Annotated in this window: 21 protein-coding genes; 15 read left to right on the top strand and 6 right to left on the bottom strand. The window is 64.1% G+C overall.

All coding sequences use genetic code 11. The annotated features are described in order from the left end of the window. Positions 1 to 28: 28 nt before the first annotated feature. The 3 genes from dapA to PCA20602_RS19455 all read left to right on the top strand — a co-directional run bounded on the left by dapA (position 29) and on the right by PCA20602_RS19455 (position 2,191). A complete protein-coding gene (gene dapA / locus PCA20602_RS19445) occupies positions 29 to 910 on the top strand; it encodes a 4-hydroxy-tetrahydrodipicolinate synthase (protein WP_150722606.1) in 882 nt (293 codons plus the stop codon). 73 nt (positions 911 to 983) lie between these two features. Then, positions 984 to 1,538 (top strand): hypothetical protein, encoded by a 555-nt coding sequence (locus tag PCA20602_RS19450; protein WP_150722607.1) that lies wholly within the window; start codon positions 984 to 986, stop codon positions 1,536 to 1,538. Between the two features lie 149 nt (positions 1,539 to 1,687). Next, positions 1,688 to 2,191, top strand: a complete 504-nt coding sequence (locus PCA20602_RS19455) for a hypothetical protein (RefSeq protein WP_150722608.1) — start codon at positions 1,688 to 1,690, stop codon at positions 2,189 to 2,191. A gap of 148 nt (positions 2,192 to 2,339) precedes the next feature. On the opposite strand, the gene mgtA is transcribed toward PCA20602_RS19455, so the two are convergent. Together mgtA and PCA20602_RS19465 are read right to left on the bottom strand one after the other, a co-directional pair. Next, positions 2,340 to 5,099 (bottom strand): magnesium-translocating P-type ATPase, encoded by a 2,760-nt coding sequence (mgtA, locus tag PCA20602_RS19460; protein WP_150722609.1) that lies wholly within the window; start codon positions 5,097 to 5,099, stop codon positions 2,340 to 2,342. Between the two features lie 73 nt (positions 5,100 to 5,172). After that, complete coding sequence (locus PCA20602_RS19465; protein ID WP_150722610.1) at positions 5,173 to 5,376, bottom strand: hypothetical protein; 204 nt, start codon at positions 5,374 to 5,376, stop codon at positions 5,173 to 5,175. Between the two features lie 594 nt (positions 5,377 to 5,970). Between PCA20602_RS19465 and PCA20602_RS19470 the strand changes: the two genes are divergently transcribed. Continuing rightward, positions 5,971 to 6,573, top strand: a complete 603-nt coding sequence (locus PCA20602_RS19470; RefSeq protein ID WP_069340635.1) for a phosphatase PAP2 family protein — start codon at positions 5,971 to 5,973, stop codon at positions 6,571 to 6,573. A 164-nt stretch (positions 6,574 to 6,737) separates the two neighbouring features. On the opposite strand, the gene rnk is transcribed toward PCA20602_RS19470, so the two are convergent. Further along, positions 6,738 to 7,163 (bottom strand): nucleoside diphosphate kinase regulator, encoded by a 426-nt coding sequence (gene rnk, locus PCA20602_RS19475; protein ID WP_150722611.1) that lies wholly within the window; start codon positions 7,161 to 7,163, stop codon positions 6,738 to 6,740. Positions 7,164 to 7,312: 149 nt separating this feature from the next. On the opposite strand from rnk, the gene hemL reads away from it, so the two are divergent. The 5 genes from hemL to ribD all read left to right on the top strand — a co-directional run bounded on the left by hemL (position 7,313) and on the right by ribD (position 11,889). Continuing rightward, positions 7,313 to 8,617, top strand: a complete 1,305-nt coding sequence (gene hemL / locus PCA20602_RS19480; protein WP_150722612.1) for a glutamate-1-semialdehyde 2,1-aminomutase — start codon at positions 7,313 to 7,315, stop codon at positions 8,615 to 8,617. A gap of 96 nt (positions 8,618 to 8,713) precedes the next feature. Then, positions 8,714 to 9,328, top strand: a complete 615-nt coding sequence (locus PCA20602_RS19485; protein ID WP_150722613.1) for a LemA family protein — start codon at positions 8,714 to 8,716, stop codon at positions 9,326 to 9,328. Between the two features lie 10 nt (positions 9,329 to 9,338). Further along, the gene (locus tag PCA20602_RS19490; protein ID WP_425495688.1) at positions 9,339 to 10,226 is read left to right on the top strand and encodes a TPM domain-containing protein; all 888 of its coding nucleotides are present in this window, start codon (positions 9,339 to 9,341) and stop codon (positions 10,224 to 10,226) included. Between the two features lie 35 nt (positions 10,227 to 10,261). Beyond that, the gene (locus PCA20602_RS19495) at positions 10,262 to 10,780 is read left to right on the top strand and encodes a TPM domain-containing protein (protein WP_174981341.1); all 519 of its coding nucleotides are present in this window, start codon (positions 10,262 to 10,264) and stop codon (positions 10,778 to 10,780) included. A 14-nt stretch (positions 10,781 to 10,794) separates the two neighbouring features. Beyond that, on the top strand, positions 10,795 to 11,889 hold the full coding sequence (ribD, locus tag PCA20602_RS19500) for a bifunctional diaminohydroxyphosphoribosylaminopyrimidine deaminase/5-amino-6-(5-phosphoribosylamino)uracil reductase RibD (protein ID WP_150722616.1): 1,095 nt from the start codon (positions 10,795 to 10,797) through the stop codon (positions 11,887 to 11,889). 142 nt (positions 11,890 to 12,031) lie between these two features. Here ribD and PCA20602_RS19505 read toward each other — a convergent pair whose 3' ends face one another. From PCA20602_RS19505 to PCA20602_RS19515, 3 genes are read right to left on the bottom strand one after another with little or no spacing between them, the layout of a single operon-like run. Then, the gene (locus PCA20602_RS19505) at positions 12,032 to 12,793 is read right to left on the bottom strand and encodes a 2-keto-4-pentenoate hydratase (RefSeq protein ID WP_150722617.1); all 762 of its coding nucleotides are present in this window, start codon (positions 12,791 to 12,793) and stop codon (positions 12,032 to 12,034) included. Then, positions 12,790 to 13,629: a 2-keto-4-pentenoate hydratase gene (locus tag PCA20602_RS19510; protein ID WP_150722618.1), complete on the bottom strand. Its 840-nt coding sequence runs from the start codon at positions 13,627 to 13,629 to the stop codon at positions 12,790 to 12,792. Before PCA20602_RS19510 ends, PCA20602_RS19505 begins: the two co-directional genes overlap by 4 nt. Further along, positions 13,629 to 13,838 (bottom strand): tautomerase family protein, encoded by a 210-nt coding sequence (locus PCA20602_RS19515; protein ID WP_042114897.1) that lies wholly within the window; start codon positions 13,836 to 13,838, stop codon positions 13,629 to 13,631. Before PCA20602_RS19515 ends, PCA20602_RS19510 begins: the two co-directional genes overlap by 1 nt. 139 nt (positions 13,839 to 13,977) lie before the next feature. Between PCA20602_RS19515 and PCA20602_RS19520 the strand changes: the two genes are divergently transcribed. The 6 genes from PCA20602_RS19520 to PCA20602_RS19545 all read left to right on the top strand — a co-directional run bounded on the left by PCA20602_RS19520 (position 13,978) and on the right by PCA20602_RS19545 (position 20,202). Then, positions 13,978 to 14,883 carry a LysR family transcriptional regulator gene (locus tag PCA20602_RS19520; RefSeq protein ID WP_150722619.1) on the top strand — a complete coding sequence of 302 codons (906 nt, stop codon included), beginning with the start codon at positions 13,978 to 13,980 and terminating at the stop codon, positions 14,881 to 14,883. 430 nt (positions 14,884 to 15,313) lie between these two features. Next, positions 15,314 to 16,426 carry a branched-chain amino acid ABC transporter substrate-binding protein gene (locus PCA20602_RS19525; RefSeq protein WP_150722620.1) on the top strand — a complete coding sequence of 371 codons (1,113 nt, stop codon included), beginning with the start codon at positions 15,314 to 15,316 and terminating at the stop codon, positions 16,424 to 16,426. 104 nt (positions 16,427 to 16,530) lie between these two features. Beyond that, positions 16,531 to 17,454, top strand: coding sequence for a high-affinity branched-chain amino acid ABC transporter permease LivH (livH, locus tag PCA20602_RS19530; RefSeq protein WP_042114893.1), 924 nt, complete (start codon positions 16,531 to 16,533; stop codon positions 17,452 to 17,454). Between the two features lie 8 nt (positions 17,455 to 17,462). Then, on the top strand, positions 17,463 to 18,737 hold the full coding sequence (locus tag PCA20602_RS19535; protein WP_150722621.1) for a high-affinity branched-chain amino acid ABC transporter permease LivM: 1,275 nt from the start codon (positions 17,463 to 17,465) through the stop codon (positions 18,735 to 18,737). Continuing rightward, positions 18,734 to 19,501: a high-affinity branched-chain amino acid ABC transporter ATP-binding protein LivG gene (gene livG / locus PCA20602_RS19540; protein WP_150722622.1), complete on the top strand. Its 768-nt coding sequence runs from the start codon at positions 18,734 to 18,736 to the stop codon at positions 19,499 to 19,501. The genes PCA20602_RS19535 and livG overlap by 4 nt, the downstream gene beginning before the upstream one ends. Next, positions 19,501 to 20,202, top strand: coding sequence for an ABC transporter ATP-binding protein (locus PCA20602_RS19545; RefSeq protein ID WP_069340623.1), 702 nt, complete (start codon positions 19,501 to 19,503; stop codon positions 20,200 to 20,202). The genes livG and PCA20602_RS19545 overlap by 1 nt, the downstream gene beginning before the upstream one ends. The last annotated feature ends 22 nt before the right edge of the window (positions 20,203 to 20,224 follow it).

Below are 20,224 nucleotides of genomic sequence, written 5' to 3' on the forward strand. Positions count from 1 at the left end.
CATTCGTCAAATACCGCATCTTCCGGTTATGAACACAGCCATCTTCCAAGGCGTGTGGGTTCCCCTCGTCACGCCAATGACCGGCGCCAATGGCGCCCAGATCGATCACAACGCCTTCGCGCGTCTGGTCGACTATTACCTCGCTGCCGGCGTGAACGGTCTGGTCGTGGCCGGCACCACCGGGGAAGGCACCCTGCTCAATGACGACGAACGTCGCTGGCTCGCCGAGACGGCCTGCCACCTCGCTCACGGCCATGCGCCGGTGCTCGCGGGGGTGGGTGCCTCCGATACGTCGAACGCCGCGCGTCAGATCCGCAATCTCGACGATCTGCCGCTCGCCGGTTATCTGGTGCCGCCGCCGTATTACCTGCGCCCGTCGCAGGAAGGCATTCTCTGGCATTACCGCACGCTCGCCGCCGGCACGCGCAAACCGCTGGTGCTCTACAACGTGCCGCTACGCACGGGCGTGACGCTCGGCGTGGAGACGATTCGCGAACTGGCCTCGCATGAAGCGTTCGCCGCGATCAAGGAATGCGACGCACATCCGCTCACGCACCTGCCGTCGCAAGTGACCATGCGCGTGCTGTGCGGCGACGACATGCAGATCCTGCCCGCGCTGCAAGCGGGTGCGGTCGGATGCATCTCCGCTGCGGCGCATATCCGTCCCGATCTTTATCTGAAGCTGATCCGCTATGTGCGCGAGGGGGACATGGATCACGCGACCAAGCTGTTCAACGGCATGAAGCCATTGATCCGGCGTCTGTTCTCCGAGCCGAATCCGGTCGCGATCAAAGCGGCGCTCACCTCGCTCGGCCTGTGTACGCAGACGGTGCGCCGTCCGCTCATGCCCTGCTCCCCAGCGCTGCGCAAGGATATCGACGCGCAACTCGAAGTGACGATGGCCTTCTGATTCGCCACATCGACCTCATGCGCCTGCGCCCTCGCCACACGACTTCCTCCGCCCTCACGACAGGACACTCGTCATGGATGACATCGAACAGCGTCACCGCACCGTCGCCCGTCTGCTGATCAAACTCTCGGGCACCACGCTGGCACGGCTGGCGTATGCCACCGGCATTACGGGCAATACGATCTCGCGATGGGTGCATGGCGATCCCTGTGCGCTCGGGCCGCAGGGGCGCGACAAGCTGTTTGCCGCGCTCGGCGTGCGCAGCGACGGCGTGAACGTGCGCTTCGCGCATCGCGCTACGGGGGCCGCGCAACCGGTCTTCCAGATCAACGGTCTGGTGCAGGCCGAGCGCTTCGCCACCCTCGCGGCGCTGACCTCGACGCCGTTCGTGGCCGCACGCGAGACGTGTCAGGGACACACACTGGTGAGTGTGATCACCGACATCACCGGACAAACGACGGCGCTGCTCGTGGGCACGCGCGAAGCGCTCGACGAGTTGTATGCCGAACTCGGCATCGCCGTCTCGCCCCGGCGGCGCTCGGACCCTCACGATCATCCCGACCGTTTGGAGGCCGACCTCCGTCCGTATCCTTCGACTCGCACGACGGTGCGGCTACACTCGAACTGACCGTAATCTACGTAGCGCCGCCGGAATGCCCGACTTCCCCTGACGTTCCCCGGCGCAACGCATGCCGCGTAACGACATCCGGCATCCGGCATCGGCTGGATGCCGCGCGGCGATCCATCTTTGGCCCCCCGTCAACTATGGAGCGTGTCATGACGACAAACCGCATCAACAAGCGCCTGAAGGTGTATGCCAAGGACGGCTGGCAGGACACGGGATACAAGGTCGGCGCACAAGACGCCCCGAAAGTGATCCTGCGGGCCGAAGGCGAATGGTGCACGCGCACCGACGACCGCAAGTTCGGACGCCGTGATGCCAACGGCCGGACCCCAAACTCCGGCGCGACGTATCTTCACAAGGTCTCGGGCGACAAGGCATATCCGTACCATGGCGGCGATGCCCTGATGGGGCAGTTGGTCGGACGCTTCGGCGAGAGCGGCGAACCGTTTCTCGTCGGCAATCACAAGTCGTTTCGCGTAGAGGGCATGCCGAAGGATGTATCGCTCTGGCTATGCTGCAACGACCCACTTCATAGCGCCAAGCAGGACAACGATGGCGCGCTCGACGTCACGCTGGAACTCGACGACGCGCGCGACGTCTTTGCCCCGCGCCCGCAACACTTCGACCGTCCGTCCGGCACCTGGGTCGACGACTGAGCGACATGCGGCACGGCACCGAGCCAACGTCCAATGAAAAAAGCCAGCGGCGAACGACTCGCCGCTGGCTTTGCTGCGACGGGGGGAACGATCCCGTGAGGCGCGCTGCCGCCGGATTCGCAGTTCCCCGACACCTATCGCCAGTACCTCATTGCCATCCGAAGCGGCGCGCGAACATGCCCTTCATCAACTGCGTGAGCACCGCGTACGCCAGCAGGATCGCGGCGAGCATCGGGAAGTAGGCGAGCGGCAGCGCCTGCATCCGGAACGTCTCGGCGAACGGCGACATCGGCAGCATGATGCCGATCAGCATCACCGCGCCCGTCATCAGCAGCAACGGCCACGCCGCACGGCTCTGGATGAACGGCAGACGGCGCGTGCGGATCAGGTGCACGATGAGCGTCTGCGAGAGCAGTCCTTCGACGAACCAGCCGGACTGGAACAGCGTCTGATGCGCCGCGCTGTTCGCGCCGAACAGGTGCCACATCGCGACGAACGTCAGCACGTCGAAGATCGAACTGATCGGGCCGAAGAACACCATGAAGCGCGACAGATCCGCCGGATTCCAGCGCTGCGGCTGCGTGAGTTGTTCGCTGTCGACGTTGTCGAACGGAATGGTCGTCTGCGACAGGTCGTAGAGCAGGTTCTGCGTGAGCAACTGCAACGGCAACATCGGCAGGAATGGCAGGAAAGCGCTCGCGATCAGCACCGAGAACACGTTGCCGAAGTTCGAGCTGGCCGTCATCTTGATGTACTTGAGCATGTTCGCGAACGTGCGACGCCCTTCGATCACGCCCTGCTCCAGCACCATCAGGCTCTTTTCGAGCAGGATCAGATCGGCGGCTTCCTTGGCGATATCCACCGCCGTATCGACCGAGATACCGATGTCGGCCGCGCGCAACGCGGGCGCGTCGTTGATGCCGTCGCCCATGAAGCCGACCACGTGACCGTTCGTGCGCAACATGCGCACCAGTCGCTCCTTGTGTGCCGGCGTGAGCTTCGCGAAGACGTTCGCGCGCTCGACCGTCTGCGCGAGTTCGGCGTCGCTCATCGATTCGATATCGTCGCCCAGCACGCAGCCGGTTACCGTCAGTCCGACTTCGCGGCAGACCTTTGCGGTCACGAGATCGTTGTCGCCGGTGAGCACCTTGACGTCGACACCCGAGGCGGCCAACGCCTTGAGGGCCGGCGCCGTCGACTCCTTGGGCGGATCGAGGAACGCGATGTAGCCCACGAGCACGAGGTCGCTCTCATCCGCGATGCCGTAGCTATCGCGCACCGGCGGCAGATGACGCGACGCCACGGCCACCACACGCAGCCCCTCGGCGTTCAGGTCCGCCGTCACGCGACGCAGACGCGCCAGCACGTCGGGCGTGAGCGGTTCGATGTTCGCGCCATGCTGCACGCGGCTGCACACCGACATCACCTCTTCCACCGCGCCCTTGCAGATCAGTTCGTGGTGATCGCCGCTCTCGCTGATTTCACTCACGACCACCGACATGCGGCGACGCTGGAAGTCGAACGGGATTTCGTCGATCTTGCGGTAGCGGTTGACCACGTCCAGCCGTTGATGCAACTCGGCATGATCGAGCACCGCCACGTCGAGCAGGTTCTTCAGGCCGGTCTGATAGAAGCTGTTGAGGTAGGCGTATTCGAGCACGTCCTCCGAGACGTTGCCCCACACGTCGGTGTGACGCTCCAGACAGATCTTGTCCTGCGTGAGGGTGCCGGTCTTGTCGGTGCAGAGCACGTCCATCGCGCCGAAGTTCTGGATCGCGTCGAGCCGCTTGACGATCACCTTCTTGCGCGAGAGCACCACCGCGCCCTTGGCGAGCGTGGCCGTCACGATCATCGGCAGCATTTCGGGCGTGAGGCCCACGGCCACGGACAGCGCGAAAAGCGAGGCTTCGAGCCAGTCGTGCTTCGTGAAGCCGTTGATGAGCAGCACGATCGGGGTCATGACCAGCATGAAGCGGATGAGCACCCACGACACGCGGTTCACGCCTTGCTGGAACGAGGTGACGGTCGGCTGCTGCGCCGTCACGCGTTGCGCGAGCGAGCCGAAGAACGTGCGGGCGCCGGTCGCCACCACGACGGCGGTGGCCGAGCCGCTCACGACGTTCGTCCCCCTGAAGGCGAGGTTGTCGTATGCGAGCGGGTTGCTGCCGCCGGTCTGTGCGGCGTGCGCGAACTTCTCCACGGGCAGGGCTTCGCCGGTGAGCGCCGATTGCGACACGAACAGGTCTTTGGCGGCCAGAATGCGCACGTCCGCCGGGATCATGTCGCCCGCGGCGAGCAGCACAATGTCGCCCGGCACCAGTTCGGCGAGCGCGACTTCCCGGCCCATGCGGCCAATACGACCTATGTGTCGCACCTTGTCGGTATCGGCCACGCCGTCGCCCGGCGCTTCGCGGCGCAGCACCGTGGCCGTGGTACTCACCATGGCCTTGAGCTTTTCCGCCGCCTTGTTCGAGCGCGCTTCCTGCACAAATCGCAACACCGTGGAAATGATCACCATCGACGCGATGATGATCGTTCCCTCGGTGTCGTCGGTCGCATAAGACACAGCAGCCAGTGCAGTGAGCAACAGGTTGAACGGGTTGCGATAGCAGTTGAACAGATGACGCCACCAGGGCAGCGGCTTTTCATGCGCGACTTCGTTCGGGCCGACGTGCGCGCGCACCGTGGCGGCTTCGTCGTCGGACAGCCCCTCGCGTGTCGTGCGCAGGCGCGCGAGCAGGCCCGGCCCGGTGTCGCGCGCGGCGTCGAGCAGACCTGGCGGTGCCTCGTGCCCGTGCGCGGGCGCGTCGAGGGTTTCGAGCATGTCGCGGCGACGGAAGAAGCGCAGGCCGAGGCGCGCGCCAAGCACCGCAATCAGTCGCTCGCTGAGCGTGAGAGCTTGTTGCATCGGATACATCCTGAAAATACGGATGGGGCGCCCGACAAACGCGGCGCCCCGTGAAAAACGACGAGGCGCGAAATCAGTCGCGTCTGGCTTGCCCGCGGCCGCGAACGAACGACCGCAGCCACTGCCCGGCACGCGTGAGCGCCCCGGTGTGCCCGGCCGTTTCATGGGCCTCGACGGCGTCCGGGTGCGGATCGACGTGATAGTGATGCAGGCACTGGGACGGCAGCATGAGCGCTTGCGGATTGCCCGAGCGAAGGGTCATGGAGTAACGGAACACGATGAATCTCCCGGCCACACGGCAGCGGTCCGTCACAGGCGTATCGCTCGCGTCTGTCCCCGGTTCAGGGAAACACACGAACGCACGCGCACGACGGGACAGCCCGAGCGGCAGACGTAAAACCAATAAGGGAGCGTGCTACGAAAGACGGACGCTATCGATACGGCCCAACGAAACCCCTCGTCGCACAAACGCTGCGGCTAAAGGGGGCAGACCATCGAAAGGAACGTCTGAGGTGCGCGCCAACCCGACAATGCGAGTTAGCGGCTGGGAAGATCCCGGGGACTAACTCGCGGTGGTGGTGTCGACTTCGGTCGACCGGCAACTACCACTAGAACTACTGTCCACGGAAGGACCTCCTGAGAGCTATGACGGCGCGATTTTACCCTCGAGTGCGTCGAAAGAAAAGTGACAATTCAACGTGTTACAAAATGATGACAAAAGCCCTTTCCTCCGGGCGGCGGCTCGGCCAGAATCTGTCATCCAATCGTCACAAACCGCCCGCCGGCGGCCGACGGCCCGCTGCGGCGACGGTCATCCGTCCCCCCGACAGCCGCCCGAGCGCCCGGCACGCACTCGATCCCCCCGGACTTCATGGATTCGCTCAACCGCGCCCTCTTCCTGGCCATCAACGCCTCCCCCAACGTCAGCGAAGGCGAACTGGCGCTCGCCGTCTTCCTCGCCAAGTATCTGATCCTGCTGCTGCCGATCGGGCTCGCCACGCTGTGGCTGGCCGGCGGACGGGATCGCGAAGGCGCGGTGCATGGGCTGCTGGGCGTGGGCCTCGTGCTACTCGTGAACGCTGTGATCGGTTTTGCGTGGTTCGAGCCGCGTCCGTTCGTCGTCGGCCTCGGCACGAACCTGCTGCCGCATGCGCCGACGAGTGCATTCCCGAGCAATCACGGCGCGATCATGTTCACGTCGGCCTTCGTGCTGATGGGCACGGTCGCACGCACGCCGCGTCTGCTTGGCAAGCTCCTTCTGATTTGTGCGCTGCCGGTGTGCTGGGCGCGCGTCTATCTCGGCGTGCACTGGCCGGTCGATATGTTCGGTGCGCTGGTCGTATCGATCGTCGTGGCGCTTATCATGCGCACCGCGAGTGCGCGCGAGACGAGCCGCATCGTCTCGGCCATTCTCGAAGGCGTCTACCGTCGACTGATGGCATGGCCGATCGCACGCGGCTGGCTGCGTCGCTGAACACGACATTCAGGACGTAAGCACGGCGGGACTGCGGGGACTGGAGAGACTGAAAAGACTTGAGGGACTTGCGGGACTGATGAACTGCGGGAAAGACGCGAGACAGAGATGCTTGGGAGAACTCGGGAGATCCGAATCTCCCAATGGTGCTGGGCAGATGTGAATCAGCGGTGGTATTCGCCAGCGGCTTCCGGCTGGTAATCGAGGCCGAGCAGTTCCAGCTCGATCAGGTGACCGCCCGGCACTTGCCAGTGAATCGACTGGCCGATACGCAGCCCCAGCAGCGCGCTGCCAACCGGCGCCAGCACCGAAATACCGTTTTCCGTGGCCGCGAGATGTTGCGGATACACGAGCGTTACGCGATGCTCCTGCTGCGTGGCGAGATCACGATAGCGCACCACCGAATTCATCGTGGCGACGTCGACCGGCATTTGCTCCGGTTCGACGACGCTCGCACGGGCGAGCTCTGTTTCGAGTGCCTCCACATACGGCAATGCCGTGCGCGGCGCATTCTCGATGACCGAATAAAGACGATCGAGGTCGAGAGACGAGACAGTGATCGAAGGACGTTGCGAGTTGACGGTGGACATGTCGACGGGCCTTGAATTTCCTTGGGCGTTGAGTAAAGGTGCCTTCAATCTAACAGAAGCCCCGCGCGGGGAGAAGTCCCGGACCGGGGCGCCATCCGCTAGAATCGACGCATTAAAGTGAATAGGCCCCGCGCCGCAAAGCAGAAGTCATGTCCGAAAACACTACGAATGCCGCGCTGTTCGAGCGCGCTCAGCAAACCATCCCCGGTGGCGTGAACTCGCCCGTACGCGCCTTCCGCTCGGTCGGCGGCACGCCGCGCTTCATCGCCCGCGCTCAAGGCCCCTACATGTGGGATGCCGAAGGCGTGCGCTACATCGACTACATCGGCTCCTGGGGCCCGATGATCGTCGGTCACCTGCATCCGGAAGTCGTTGCCGCCGTCCAGACCGCCATGTCGCAAGGCTTCAGCTTCGGCGCGCCGACGCAGGCCGAAGTGGTGATGGCCGAAGAAATCTGCCGCCTCGTGCCGTCCATCGAGCAAGTGCGTCTGGTGTCCTCGGGGACCGAAGCGACGATGAGCGCGCTGCGTCTGGCACGCGGCTTCACGGGCCGCAACAAGATCGTCAAATTCGAAGGCTGCTATCACGGGCACGCCGACAGCCTGCTGGTCAAAGCCGGTTCCGGCCTGCTGACGTTCGCCGATTCGACGCGCAACGCCCCCTCGTCCGCCGGTGTGCCGCCGGAAGTCACGCGCGACACGCTCGTGCTCGAGTACAACAACGTCGACCAGCTTCGTGAACTGTTCGCCGGTCAGGGCAGCGAAATTGCGGCCGTGATCGTCGAGCCGGTCGCGGGCAACATGAACCTCGTGCGCGGCTCGCGTCATTTCCTCCAGACGCTGCGCGAACTGTGCACCGCGCACGGCGCCGTGCTGATTTTCGACGAAGTGATGTGCGGCTTCCGCGTCGGTCTGGGCGGCGCGCAGGCGCTTTACGGCATCACCGCCGACCTCACGTGCCTTGGCAAGGTCATCGGCGGCGGCATGCCTGCGGCGGCCTTCGGCGGACGCCGCGACATCATGTCGCATCTGGCGCCGCTCGGTGGCGTCTATCAGGCGGGCACGCTCTCGGGCAACCCGCTCGCCGTGGCCGCCGGTCTTGCCACGCTCAAGCTGATTCAGGCGCCGGGCTTCTATGAAGACCTGGCCAAGCGTACGTCGAAACTGGTGAGCGGGCTCGTCGATGCCGCACAAGCGGCCGGTGTGCCGTTCTCGGGCGACAGCGTCGGCGGCATGTTCGGTCTGTACTTCCGCGCCAGCGTGCCGCAGAGCTTCGCCGAAGTCACGACGTCGGACGTGGCGCGCTTCAACAAGTTTTTCCACGCCATGCTCGATCGCGGCGTCTACCTCGCTCCGAGCGCGTTCGAAGCCGGCTTCGTCTCCGCCACGCACGACGACGCGATCATCGATGCGACCATCGACGCCGCGCGCGACGCGTTTGGGACGCTCGTGTGAGTGCCGTGAGGCGCTCACTACCATTTGCACTGTGGCGCTTTCCACGTATTGCGTAGTCCGCCGGATGTCCGTCCGGCCATAACAAGGGGAAACATCATGCAAATGCTGCTGCCGATCAAGCTCCGTCAATCGTTCCTGCGCTGGCTCACGCTGGGGCTGCTCGCGTCGTTGCTCTCCGCTTGCGGATACAACGAGATTCAGGTCAAGGACGAAGCGGTCAAGGCGTCCTGGAGCGAGGTCGTCAACCAGTACCAGCGCCGCGCCGATCTGGTGCCGAATCTGGTGAATACCGTGAAGGGCTATGCGTCGCACGAGCAGGCAACGCTCACCGAAGTGATCAATGCCCGCGCCAAGGCGACGAGCATCACGGTCACGCCCGAGACGCTGAACGATCCGGAAGCCTTCAAGCGCTTTCAGCAAGCGCAAGGGGAATTGTCCGGTGCACTCTCGCGTCTGATGGCCGTCTCGGAGAACTACCCGAACCTGAAGGCCGACGGTCTTTTCCGCGACCTGCAATCGCAGCTCGAAGGCACGGAAAACCGCATCACGGTGGCGCGAAATCGCTACATTCAGTCGGTGCAGGACTACAACGTGTACGTGCGTCAGTTCCCGAACAACCTGACCGCCAAGGTGTTCGGTTACGCCACCAAGCCGAACTTCACCGTGGATAACGAGAAGGCCATTTCCACGGCGCCGGCCGTCAAGTTCTGAGGATCCGGCCATGATGGCGGCTACGACTCTGCCGAAGCGTTTGTTGTGGACGTTGTGGGCGCTGACGCTGGCCGCCCTGTGCTGGCTGGCGCTGCCGGCCAGCGCCGAAGCGCTGGTCGCGGTGCCCGCCCTCACGGCCCGCGTGACCGACCTGACCAACACGCTCACGCCCGAGCAGCGCAACGCGCTCGAAACCCAGCTCGCGCAGTACGAGCAGCAGCGCGGCAGCCAGATCTTCATTCTGATGCTGCCGAGCACCGCGCCCGAGACCATCGATCAGTACAGCATTCGGGTGGCCGATGCGTGGAAGGCCGGTCGCAAGGGCGTCGATGACGGCGTGATCATGCTCATCGCGAAGGACAATCCGAACGACTTGCGCAAGATGCGTATCGAAGTCGGACGCGGCGTGCAAGGTTCGCTCACCGACGCGATCTCGGGCCGCATTCTGCGCGACGTGATGGCGCCCTACTTCCGTAGCGGCGACTTCTTCGGCGGACTGGCCGCCGGCGTGGCCGCCGTGCAGGCGGCGATGAACAACGAGGCGCTGCCCGCGCCCAACCTGCCGTCGACACGCGCGCCGCATTCCGATCTTTCCGATTTCCTGCCGTTGCTCTTCATCGTCTTCATCATCGCCATGGTGGTGATCATGGAGGGCCGCCGACGCTTTCAGGGCCCGGGACTGCCCGGCGCCAATCCCAACGATCCGCGCTCGCGCGTGCTGACCGGCCAACGCGGACGCATCGGTCCCGGCGGCTTCGGCGGCGGTATTGCGGGCGGGCTCGGCGGTGGGTGGGGACGCAACGACGGCGGCGGCTTCGGTGGCGGCGGCGGTGGGGGTGGCTTTGGCGGCGGAGGCGGCGGCGGTTTCGACGGCGGCGGCTCCTCGGGGAACTGGTGACGGTAATGACGACAGCACACGAGAAGGAAATCGCGATGTCACAGAAGCCTCACGATATCTCGCGCTGGCTGCGTCACGCGGGAACCTGGCGCGCGCACGCCCGCTGGCTGTTTCCCGACGACGCCCTCGATACGCTCGAAGCGTCGATCCGCGACTCCGAGCGCGAGCATCGCTGCGAGATCCGTCTGGTGATCGAAGCCGCGATGCCGCTCGCGGCCGTTTGGCACGGGCAAACCTGCCGTCAACGCGCCGTTGCGCTGTTCCATCAGTTGGGGGTTGCACACACCGACGCGCGCACAGGCATACTGCTGTACATCAACATCGCCGATCACGACATCGAGCTGGTTGCCGACAAGGGCGTCAATGCACTGGTGAGCAGTCACCGATGGGACGCCGTGGTCGCGCAGATGAGCGCAGGTTTCCGTGACGAACGTTATGTCCAGAGCGTGCTCGACGCGCTGAACACCCTGCGCGGCATTGCGCGCGAATCCCTGCCGGCGCAAGCCGGCGCAGCACCGGACAATGCCTTGACCGACCGGCCGCTGATGCTCTGACGATCCGACGTCTCATGTTTTCCGATCAGGATTTTGCATACATGCGCCGCGCGCTGGCACTGGCCGAGCGCGCGATGTTTACTACGACGCCGAACCCGCGCGTCGGCTGTGTGATCGTGCAGGACGGCCGCGTCATCGGCGAAGGGCTCACGCAGCCCGCCGGACAGGACCACGCCGAAGTGCAGGCGATGAAAGACGCACGCTCGCGCGGTGAATCGGTGCGCGGCGCGACCGCCTACGTCACGCTCGAACCGTGCAGTCACTATGGCCGCACGCCGCCGTGCGCCAAGGGCCTCATCGAAGCGGGCGTGAAACGCGTGATCGCTGCGATGGAAGATCCGAATCCGCTCGTCGCCGGACGCGGCCTCGGCATGCTGCGCGAAGCGGGCATCGAAGTGCGCTGCGGCTTGCTGGAGCAGGAGGCGCGCGAGATGAACATCGGCTTCATTGCCCGCATGACGCGCGGCACGCCGTGGGTGCGCATGAAGGTCGCCGCCAGTCTCGATGGCAAGACCGCGCTGAACAACGGCATGAGCCAGTGGCTGACCGGTCCGGCCGCGCGCGCCGATGGCCATGCATGGCGCGCACGCGCCTGCGCCATCCTCACCGGCATCGGCACCGTACGCGAAGACGACCCGTCGCTCACGGTGCGCGAAGTGGAAACCACGCGTCAGCCGCTGCGCATCGTCGTCGACTCGCGTCTGGACATCTCCCCGACGGCCAAGGTGCTCGCCGACGGCAACGCGCTCGTGGTCTGCGCGAACGGCGATCCGGATCGCGTGTCGCGTCTGCGCGATCTTGGCGTGAGCGTGCTCGATCTGCCGAACGCGAACGGCAAGGTCGAATTGTCCGCGCTGTTGCGCACGCTGGGGGAACGTCAGTTCAACGAGATTCACGTCGAAGCCGGCTACAAACTCAACGGCTCGATGCTGCGCGAAGGCTGTGTGGACGAACTGCTTACGTACATCGCACCGTGCATCGTCGGCGATGCACAGGGCATGTTCAATCTGCCGGCGCTCACGTCGCTCGACGACAAGCTCGCCCTCGAATTCACCGACGTTCGTATGATCGAGAGCGACCTGCGCGTGATGGCCCGCGTGAAGCGCTGACGTTGGTGCGCGGCGACGCGGGACCTCACGGTTTCGTCATCGTCTGCGCCATCCAATGAAAACGGGGTGTGCCGCGTCGCTACGACCGGCACACCCCGTTTTGTCTTGCCAGGGTAGCGAACGCCGCTACCCGATCGCGCGATCAGACGTGGAAACCCACGCGCCCGAGCGACTCCATCTCGACCGACACGTACTGGCCCGGCTTGATGTACTCGGCCGGCGTCGCACCGCCCGCCATCACGATCCAGCCCGCCTGCAACGGCTCACCGGCCGCCGCCGACAACCGTGCCGCGGCCACCAGCGAACGCAGCGGATGACCGAGCAGCGCAGCGGTGGAGCCGACTTGCACAGTACGGCCATCGATCGTCATCGCCAGTCCCAGATTCGAGAAGTCGACGTGCGGGTCGTGCCAGGCACCGATCACGAAACCGCTCGACGACGCGTTATCCGCAATCACCTCCGGCAACGTGAACTTGAAGTCCTTGTAGCGCGAGTCGATGATCTCGATGGCCGGCGCAATCGCCTCCACCGCCGCGAGCGCCTGCGGGCCCGTGACATTGCCTTCGAGCGGCTTCTTCAGGATGAACGCGATTTCCGGCTCGACACGCGGATGCACATAGCGCTTGAAGTCGATGGCCGTGCCCTCTTCGACTTGCATGCCCGATGTCAGACGCCCCCAGATCACGTCCGAGAGTCCCATCTGGATCATCTTGGCGCGGCTGGTGAAGCCCATCTTCACGCCGACGCGCGCCTCGCCACGCTCGGCGCGGCGCGCGAGCGACGCAGCCTGAATGGCGTAGGCGTCGTCGAGCGAGAGGCGGTTGTCCGTGTCGAACTGTTCGACTTCGTGGGCGAAATGCGCTGCATCGTCGAGCAGCTTGGCGTAATCGTGGATGTGGCTCATCGTGCAGCCTCGCTGGCAGGTTCAAAGACGGCGCGGACCGAGCCCAGGCCGTTGATGCGGGTCTCGAAGATGTCGCCCGGCGTGACCACGGCCATGGGCCCGAGCGCGCCGGACAGCACCAGATCGCCCGCCCGCAGCGGCGTGCCCACGGCCGCCATCGTGCGTGCAAGCCACACTACGGCGTTGATCGGGCTGCCGAGGCAAGCCGCGCCCGCCCCCACGGACACCGGCTCGCCTCGGCGCTCCATTACCATGCCGCACATGCGGACGTCGAATTCGGACAGCTTTTTCGGCGTGTTGCCGATCACGTAAGCCGACGACGACGCGTTATCGGCAATCGTGTCGGTGATGCGGATATTCCAGTCGGCCACACGGCTACCGACGATTTCCAGCGCCGGCAGGGCGTACTCGATGGCGTTGAGGACATCGAGCTGCCCCGGATTCTCGACATTCAGATCACGGCCGATGACGAAGGCGATCTCGGCTTCGATCTTCGGTTGCGTGAGGATCGAGGCGGGAATCGGTTCTCCGTCGCCATAGCCCATGTCGTCGAACAACATGCCGAAATCCGGCTGGTCGACGCCGAGCTGCTTCTGCACGGCGACCGACGTCAGGCCGATCTTGCAGCCGACGATGCGGCGGCCTGCGGCCAGCCGACGCTCGGTGTTGATGCGCTGGATCGCGTAGGCGTCGTCGATGCTCAAAGGCGCGAACGTGTCGCGCAGCGGGGCGATGAAGCGGTGCGAGCGCTCGGCTTCGAGCAGCGCGTCGGCCGCCTGCTGAAGACGTGCCTGCGTGGCGGGATCACGCGGTGCGTTGGACGTTGCGGCGCTCATTACGCGCCTGCCTTGGCCGGCGCGGCCGGCTCGTCCTTGGTGCGCTCACCCACGGCCCAGTGCGCGGCCGGCACCTGCGTCGCATAGACGCGAATCGATTCGAGCGGCGCGCCGAGGGTCTCGTGCACCGTGCGTGCCACGGCCTTCACACAGGCCTTCACGGCGGCGTCGTCACGACCTTCCACCAGATTGATATGTACGATCGGCATGTTGGTGTCCCCTGAAAATGCCCAAACGAGACCTGAACAAGGGTCTCCGTGTGGCCATGATGCGCGCGCGACGAGATACCGTCCAATACCGATTTCCGAGAATCCGATACCATTTCGGTATCAAGATGGAGGACGTCTCATGGATATCAGGCAAATGCGGTACTTCCTGGCCGTGGCGCAGGAAGGGCATTTCGGCCGCGCGGCCGAGCGGCTGAACATGGCGCAGCCGCCGCTCACCCGTCACATTCACGCGCTCGAAGCGCAGTTGGGCACGGCCCTGTTCATGCGCACGCCCAAGGGGGCCACGCTGACCGCCGCCGGGCAGACGCTGCTCGCCGAAGTGCCCAACATCCTGTCGCTCACTCGCCGGGCGGAGGAGCAGACGCGTCTCGCGGGCGAGGGTTACATCGGACGGCTCGACGTCGGCATCTTCAGTTCGGGCATTCTCAACGTGATTCCGCGATTGCTGGCGAGCTTTCACACCGAGCGCCCCGAAGTGAAGATCGGCCTGCATAACCTCTCCAAGACCGAGCAGATCGCCGCGTTGCGCGAGCGGCGCATCGCCATCGGCTTCAATCGCCTGATTCCTGACGAGCCGGATATCGTCGTCGACTGGATTCATCGCGAGCCGTTTCTGGTCGCGCTTTACGAGGGGCATCCGCTATGCAAACGGGCGTCGCTCACGCTCGCCGATCTCGATAACGAACGGATGATTCTGTACCCGAACGCGCCGGTGCCCGGCCTCGCGGAGGAGGTCACGGCGGCCTTTCGTTCGGAAGGCGTGACGCTGCGCGTAGAGCAGGAAGTGGAAGATGTGGTGACGTCGATTGCGCTCGTGGCGAGTCGTTTCGGCGTGTGCGTCACCACCGAATCCGCGGCCAACCTGCGTTTGCCCGGCGTGGTGTATCGCCCGTTGAAGTCACAACGGCTACGCTCGATCGAACTGAACTGCATGTACCGGCGCGACGACGAGTCGCCGATCCTCGCCGCGTTTCTCGCGCTCATGCGCCAGGCGCGCAACCAGCGTTATGCCCTGTCGATGTAGGGAAGTGGTCTCTTACGCAAGATATCTGCGTGGATATCGGCGCATGGATGCAAACATTCAGACATTGGATTTCAATGCGGCACGGATTGTATCCAAAATGTCCTGATGCGTAATCCATTGTCATCATTCAACGTGGCCCCGATTTGTCGATTGCCTTCACACAGGCCGCAATTTCAATCTGCGTAGTACTACGGAGTATTGCTGTGACGACTCTTATTTTTTTCTTATGACCCTTTTGAAAGCCTTTATCCATGCGGGTTTCGGGATGACTCAGGATACCTGTTTCTATTGATGAGCTTATTACGCTACTATGGCGCATCGTTCGCGCCACCCATGGCCAGAATGATCCAATACCGACCAGGTTCAGCAGTCGATTAAGACTACCGCAACGCCGGGTAGTCAAAAAATACAAATCAAGGAGATGTCCACAATGCAGTTCCGTCACAAATCCCTGTTCGTTGCCGCTGCTCTCGCCCTCCTCGGAACGGCCGCCAACGCCGAGACCGTCAAGATCGCCATCGCCGGCCCGTTCAGCGGTTCGGTTGCCCAGTACGGCGATATGGTCAAGGCCGGTGCCATGACGGCCATCGAACAGATCAACGCCGCTGGCGGTGCGAACGGCAACAAGCTCGAAGCTGTGTTCATGGATGACGCATGCGAACCGAAGCAGGCCGTCGCCGTCGCCAACAAGATCGTCAGCCAGAAGATCAAGTATGTGATCGGTCATGTGTGCTCGGGCTCGACGATCCCGGCATCGGACATCTACGAAAACGAAGGCGTGGTGATGATTACGCCGTCGGCCACGGCCCCGCAACTGACCGAAGGCAAGAAGCGCCACTTCATCTTCCGTACGATCGGCCGCGATGACCAGCAAGGTCCGGCTGCCGCTCAGTACATCATCAACAAGGTCAAGCCGAAGAAGGTTGCCGTGCTGCACGACAAGCAGTCGTACGGTCAGGGTATCGCCACCTCGGTGAAGAAGGATCTGGACGCCGCCAAGGTGCCGGTCGTGCTGTTCGAAGGCATCAATGCCGGTGACTCGGACTACTCGGCCGTGATCACCAAGCTCAAGGCGCAAGGCGTGGACTTCGTGTACTTCGGCGGCTATCACCCGGAAATGGGTCTGCTGCTGCGTCAGGCACGTGAACAAGGCGTGAAGGCCACGTTCATGGGACCGGAAGGCGTGGGCAACAAGGACGTGACGGCCATCGCCGGTGCGGCCTCGGAAGGCATGCTCGTGACGCTGCCGGCCGACTTCGCTGCCGATCCGGCCAACGCCAAGCTGGTGAAGGCTTTCGCCGATGCCAAGCGTGACCCGAACGGCCCGTTCCAGATGCCGGCATACACCGGTGTGAAGCTGATCGCCGACAGCATCGCCGGCGCCAAGAGCACGGACTCGGAAAAGGTTGCCAAGTACCTCCACGCCAACACGTTCGACACGCCGATCGGCAAGGTTGCGTATGACGCAGCCGGTGATCTGAAGTCGTTCAAGTTCGTGGTCTTCACCTGGCACAAGGACGCTACCAAGACCGCCGCCAACTGATTCCCTGACGCTTTACTGGCCAGCGAATCACCCCCAGCCGCCCGCCGACCCCGGCGGGCGGCTCGCATTCGCGCTCGGCCCCCGCTAGTCGCGAGGCTTCCCGCATGAACGAATTTTTCCCACAGCTTGCCCAGCAACTGGTCAATGGCCTGACGCTGGGCGCGATCTACGCGTTGATTGCCATCGGCTACACAATGGTCTACGGCATCATCGGTATGATCAACTTTGCCCACGGCGAGATCTACATGATCGGCGCCTATGTCGGGCTCGTCACACTGACTGCAATCGGAACGGCGGCGGGCTACCCCTTGCCGCTCGTGCTGGGCGCAGCGCTGCTGGTTTCGGTGCTGATCACGGGCCTGTACGGCTTCGCGATCGAGCGGGTGGCGTATCGCCCGCTACGCGGCGGACCTCGTCTCGGACCGCTGATCTCCGCGATCGGTATGTCCATCTTCCTGCAGAACTACGTGCAGATCGGTCAGGGCGCGCGTGACGTTTCCGTGCCGATGCTGATCTCGGGCGCCATCGATATTCCGATGGGCGACTTCACCGTGACCATTCCCTACGCCCGCATGTTGATCGTCGGGGTGACGGTGGCACTGATGATTCTGCTCACGCTGTTCATCGCGAACTCGCGCATGGGCCGCGCCTGCCGTGCCTGCGCCGAGGACATGCGCATGGCCAACCTGCTCGGCATCGATACGAACCGCGTGATCTCGTTCACGTTCGTACTCGGTGCCATGCTCGCGGCCGTGGGCGGCGTGCTGATCGGCCTGACCATCGGCAAGCTCAATCCGTATATCGGCTTCATCGCCGGCATCAAGGCCTTCACGGCGGCGGTGCTGGGCGGTATCGGCAGCGTTCCCGGCGCCATGCTGGGCGGCGTGCTGCTGGGGCTGGCGGAGACGCTCGCCTCGGGCTACATGCCCTCCGAGTACAAGGACATCGTGGCGTTCTGCCTGCTGGTGCTGGTGCTGCTGTTCCGCCCGACCGGCCTGCTGGGCAAGCCCGACGTCGAGAAAGTCTGAGGTCGACCATGACACAACAACTCACCCTCAAGTCCGGCGCCGCCAACGGCGCACCGGCAGGAGAGACGCTCAAGGGTGCGGTCATCGCCGCAGTCATGACGATCATCCTCACGGCCCCGATCCTGGGCCTGCAACTGAAGCTCGACGGTTACAAGGTCGTGCTCGAACAACACTGGCGTCCGGTCTGGATCGCGACGGCCGTGGTGTTCGTGTTCCAGTTGATCAAGCCGTTTCTGGTGCGCACGAAGCGTGCCGTGAAGCTGCCGGCCATGCCCGCGATGGGGCGCCGTCAGCAACTGACCGCGATGTGGGTACTGCTCGCCGTCGGGCTCGTGTGGCCATTCATCGGCTCACGCGGCGCGGTGGACGTAGCGACGCTCGCCCTCATCTACTGCGTGCTCGGCCTCGGCCTGAACATCGTCGTGGGCTTCGCCGGCCTGCTCGATCTTGGCTACGTCGGCTTCTACGCAGTGGGCGGTTACACGTACGCACTGCTCAACCAGTACTTCGGTCTGACCTTCTGGGAATGCCTGCCGCTCGCCGCACTCATGTCGGCAGCCTTCGGCTTCCTGCTGGGCTTCCCGGTGCTGCGTCTGCGCGGTGACTACCTGGCCATCGTGACGTTGGGCTTCGGCGAAATCATTCGCCTGCTGCTCAACAACCTGACCAGCCTCACCGGTGGTCCGGACGGCGTGTCGGGCATTCCGAAGCCCAGCGTGTTCGGTCTCGAGATGGCGCGCTCGTCGAGCGTGGAAGGCGTGAAGACGTTCCATGAACTGATCGGGCTCGAATACAGCGGCTCGCACATGGTGATCTTCCTGTACCTGCTCGCGTTCGCCCTGGTCGGCTTCACGCTGTTCGTCACGAGCCGCCTGATCCGCATGCCGATCGGCCGTGCCTGGGAAGCGCTGCGCGAAGACGAAATCGCCTGCCGCTCATTGGGCCTGAACCCCACGCGCATCAAGCTCTCGGCGTTCACGCTGGGCGCTTCGTTCGCAGGACTGGCCGGCGCGTTCTTCGCCGCCCGTCAGGGGCTGGTCACGCCTGAGTCGTTCACCTTCATCGAGTCGGCGCTGATTCTCGCGGTGGTCGTGCTCGGCGGCATGGGCTCGCAGATCGGCGTGATTCTCGCCGCCATCCTGCTCACCATCCTGCCGGAAGTCGCGCGCGACTTCGCCGAGTACCGCATGCTGATCTTCGGTCTGGTGATGGTGCTGATGATGATGTGGCGTCCGCAAGGTCTGCTGCCCGCCACCCGCCCGCATGTGGAGTTGCCGCAATGAGTGCAGAACTGTTGAAACTCTCCGGCCTGCAGATGCGCTTTGGCGGTCTGCTCGCCGTCGATGGCGTCGAGTTCGACGTCCGCAAGAACGAAGTCTTCGCGATCATCGGTCCGAACGGCGCCGGCAAGACGACCGTGTTCAACTGCGTTGGCGGCTTCTACCGTCCGACCGGCGGCTCGATCGTGCTCGACGGCGACAACATCACCGGTCTGCCGAGCCACATGGTCGCGCGTCGCGGGCTGGTGCGTACGTTCCAGAACATCCGTCTGTTCCGTCAGTTGACGGTCGTGGAAAACCTGCTGGTCGCACAGCACATGACGGTGCACAGCGGTTTCCTGCAAGGGCTGTTCTCGACGGGGGCGTTCCGTCGCGCCGAGCGAAGTGCGCTGGAGCGCGCCAAGATGTGGCTCGACCGGCTCGGCCTCACGCCGGTCGCCAACCGCGAGGCAGGCACGCTGTCTTACGGACATCAGCGCCGCCTGGAAATCGCGCGTTGCATGATCACCGAGCCTCGCCTGCTCATGCTCGACGAACCGGCCGCCGGTCTGAACCCGCAGGAAAAAGTCGAATTGCAGCAACTGGTCGACAAGCTGCGTCACGAGTTCGGCATTTCGGTGCTGCTCATCGAGCACGACATGAGCCTGGTGATGGGGGTCTCCGACCGCATTCTCGTGATGGAACACGGCAAGCCGATCATGACCGGCAAGCCCGACGAGGTGCGCCGCGACCCGCGCGTCATCAAGGCCTACCTCGGGGAGGAATAATGCTGAAGCTGGAACAGATCCACACCCACTACGGGGCCGTCGAGGCGCTTTCCGGCGTGTCGATCGAAGTGAACAAGGGCGAGATCGTCACGCTCATCGGGAGCAACGGCGCGGGCAAGACCACGCTGATGATGACGGTGTGCGGCACGCCTCGCGCGTCGAGCGGTCGCGTCATGTTCGAGGGCAACGACATCACCGCCCGTCCCACGCACGAAATCATGCGCATGGGGATGGCGATTTCACCGGAAGGGCGTCGTGTGTTTCCGAGCCTGACCGTCATCGAGAACCTGAAGATGGGCGGCTTTTTCGCGTCCAACGATGAAATCGATGCCGGCATGGAACACGTCTTCAAGTTGTTTCCGCGACTCGCGCAACGCGGCAAGCAGCGTGCGGGCACGATGTCCGGCGGTGAGCAGCAGATGCTGGCGATCGGGCGCGCGCTGATGAGCCGTCCGCGTCTGCTGTTGCTCGACGAGCCGACGCTCGGCCTCGCGCCGCTCGTCATCGCACAGATCTTCGACATCATTCGCGCGATCCGCGAAGAAGGCGTGACGGTGTTCCTGGTCGAGCAGAACGCTAACAAGGCACTGCATGTGGCCGATCGCGGTTACGTGCTCGAAACCGGGCGCGTCGTGCTCGCCGATTCGGCCGACAACCTGCTGGCGAACGACGACATCAAGCGCGCCTATCTGGGCGCTTAAGTCGGACGCCGACGATGCAAAA

This window comes from Pandoraea capi (assembly GCF_902459735.1).
In the GTDB taxonomy this organism is placed as follows: Bacteria; Pseudomonadota; Gammaproteobacteria; order Burkholderiales; family Burkholderiaceae; genus Pandoraea; species Pandoraea capi.

Coding starts and splice junctions, on each gene's coding strand:
- ribD (WP_150722616.1), top strand. CDS start 10,795: ATGTTTTCCGATCAGGATTTTGCATACATGCGCCGCGCGCTGGCACTG.
- PCA20602_RS19490 (WP_425495688.1), top strand. CDS start 9,339: ATGATGGCGGCTACGACTCTGCCGAAGCGTTTGTTGTGGACGTTGTGG.
- livH (WP_042114893.1), top strand. CDS start 16,531: ATGAACGAATTTTTCCCACAGCTTGCCCAGCAACTGGTCAATGGCCTG.
- PCA20602_RS19470 (WP_069340635.1), top strand. CDS start 5,971: ATGGATTCGCTCAACCGCGCCCTCTTCCTGGCCATCAACGCCTCCCCC.
- PCA20602_RS19455 (WP_150722608.1), top strand. CDS start 1,688: ATGACGACAAACCGCATCAACAAGCGCCTGAAGGTGTATGCCAAGGAC.
- mgtA (WP_150722609.1), bottom strand. CDS start 5,099: ATGCAACAAGCTCTCACGCTCAGCGAGCGACTGATTGCGGTGCTTGGC.
- rnk (WP_150722611.1), bottom strand. CDS start 7,163: ATGTCCACCGTCAACTCGCAACGTCCTTCGATCACTGTCTCGTCTCTC.
- PCA20602_RS19520 (WP_150722619.1), top strand. CDS start 13,978: ATGGATATCAGGCAAATGCGGTACTTCCTGGCCGTGGCGCAGGAAGGG.
- PCA20602_RS19545 (WP_069340623.1), top strand. CDS start 19,501: ATGCTGAAGCTGGAACAGATCCACACCCACTACGGGGCCGTCGAGGCG.
- PCA20602_RS19515 (WP_042114897.1), bottom strand. CDS start 13,838: ATGCCGATCGTACATATCAATCTGGTGGAAGGTCGTGACGACGCCGCC.
- PCA20602_RS19495 (WP_174981341.1), top strand. CDS start 10,262: ATGTCACAGAAGCCTCACGATATCTCGCGCTGGCTGCGTCACGCGGGA.
- PCA20602_RS19485 (WP_150722613.1), top strand. CDS start 8,714: ATGCAAATGCTGCTGCCGATCAAGCTCCGTCAATCGTTCCTGCGCTGG.
- PCA20602_RS19525 (WP_150722620.1), top strand. CDS start 15,314: ATGCAGTTCCGTCACAAATCCCTGTTCGTTGCCGCTGCTCTCGCCCTC.
- dapA (WP_150722606.1), top strand. CDS start 29: ATGAACACAGCCATCTTCCAAGGCGTGTGGGTTCCCCTCGTCACGCCA.
- hemL (WP_150722612.1), top strand. CDS start 7,313: ATGTCCGAAAACACTACGAATGCCGCGCTGTTCGAGCGCGCTCAGCAA.
- livG (WP_150722622.1), top strand. CDS start 18,734: ATGAGTGCAGAACTGTTGAAACTCTCCGGCCTGCAGATGCGCTTTGGC.
- PCA20602_RS19510 (WP_150722618.1), bottom strand. CDS start 13,629: ATGAGCGCCGCAACGTCCAACGCACCGCGTGATCCCGCCACGCAGGCA.
- PCA20602_RS19505 (WP_150722617.1), bottom strand. CDS start 12,793: ATGAGCCACATCCACGATTACGCCAAGCTGCTCGACGATGCAGCGCAT.
- PCA20602_RS19535 (WP_150722621.1), top strand. CDS start 17,463: ATGACACAACAACTCACCCTCAAGTCCGGCGCCGCCAACGGCGCACCG.
- PCA20602_RS19450 (WP_150722607.1), top strand. CDS start 984: ATGGATGACATCGAACAGCGTCACCGCACCGTCGCCCGTCTGCTGATC.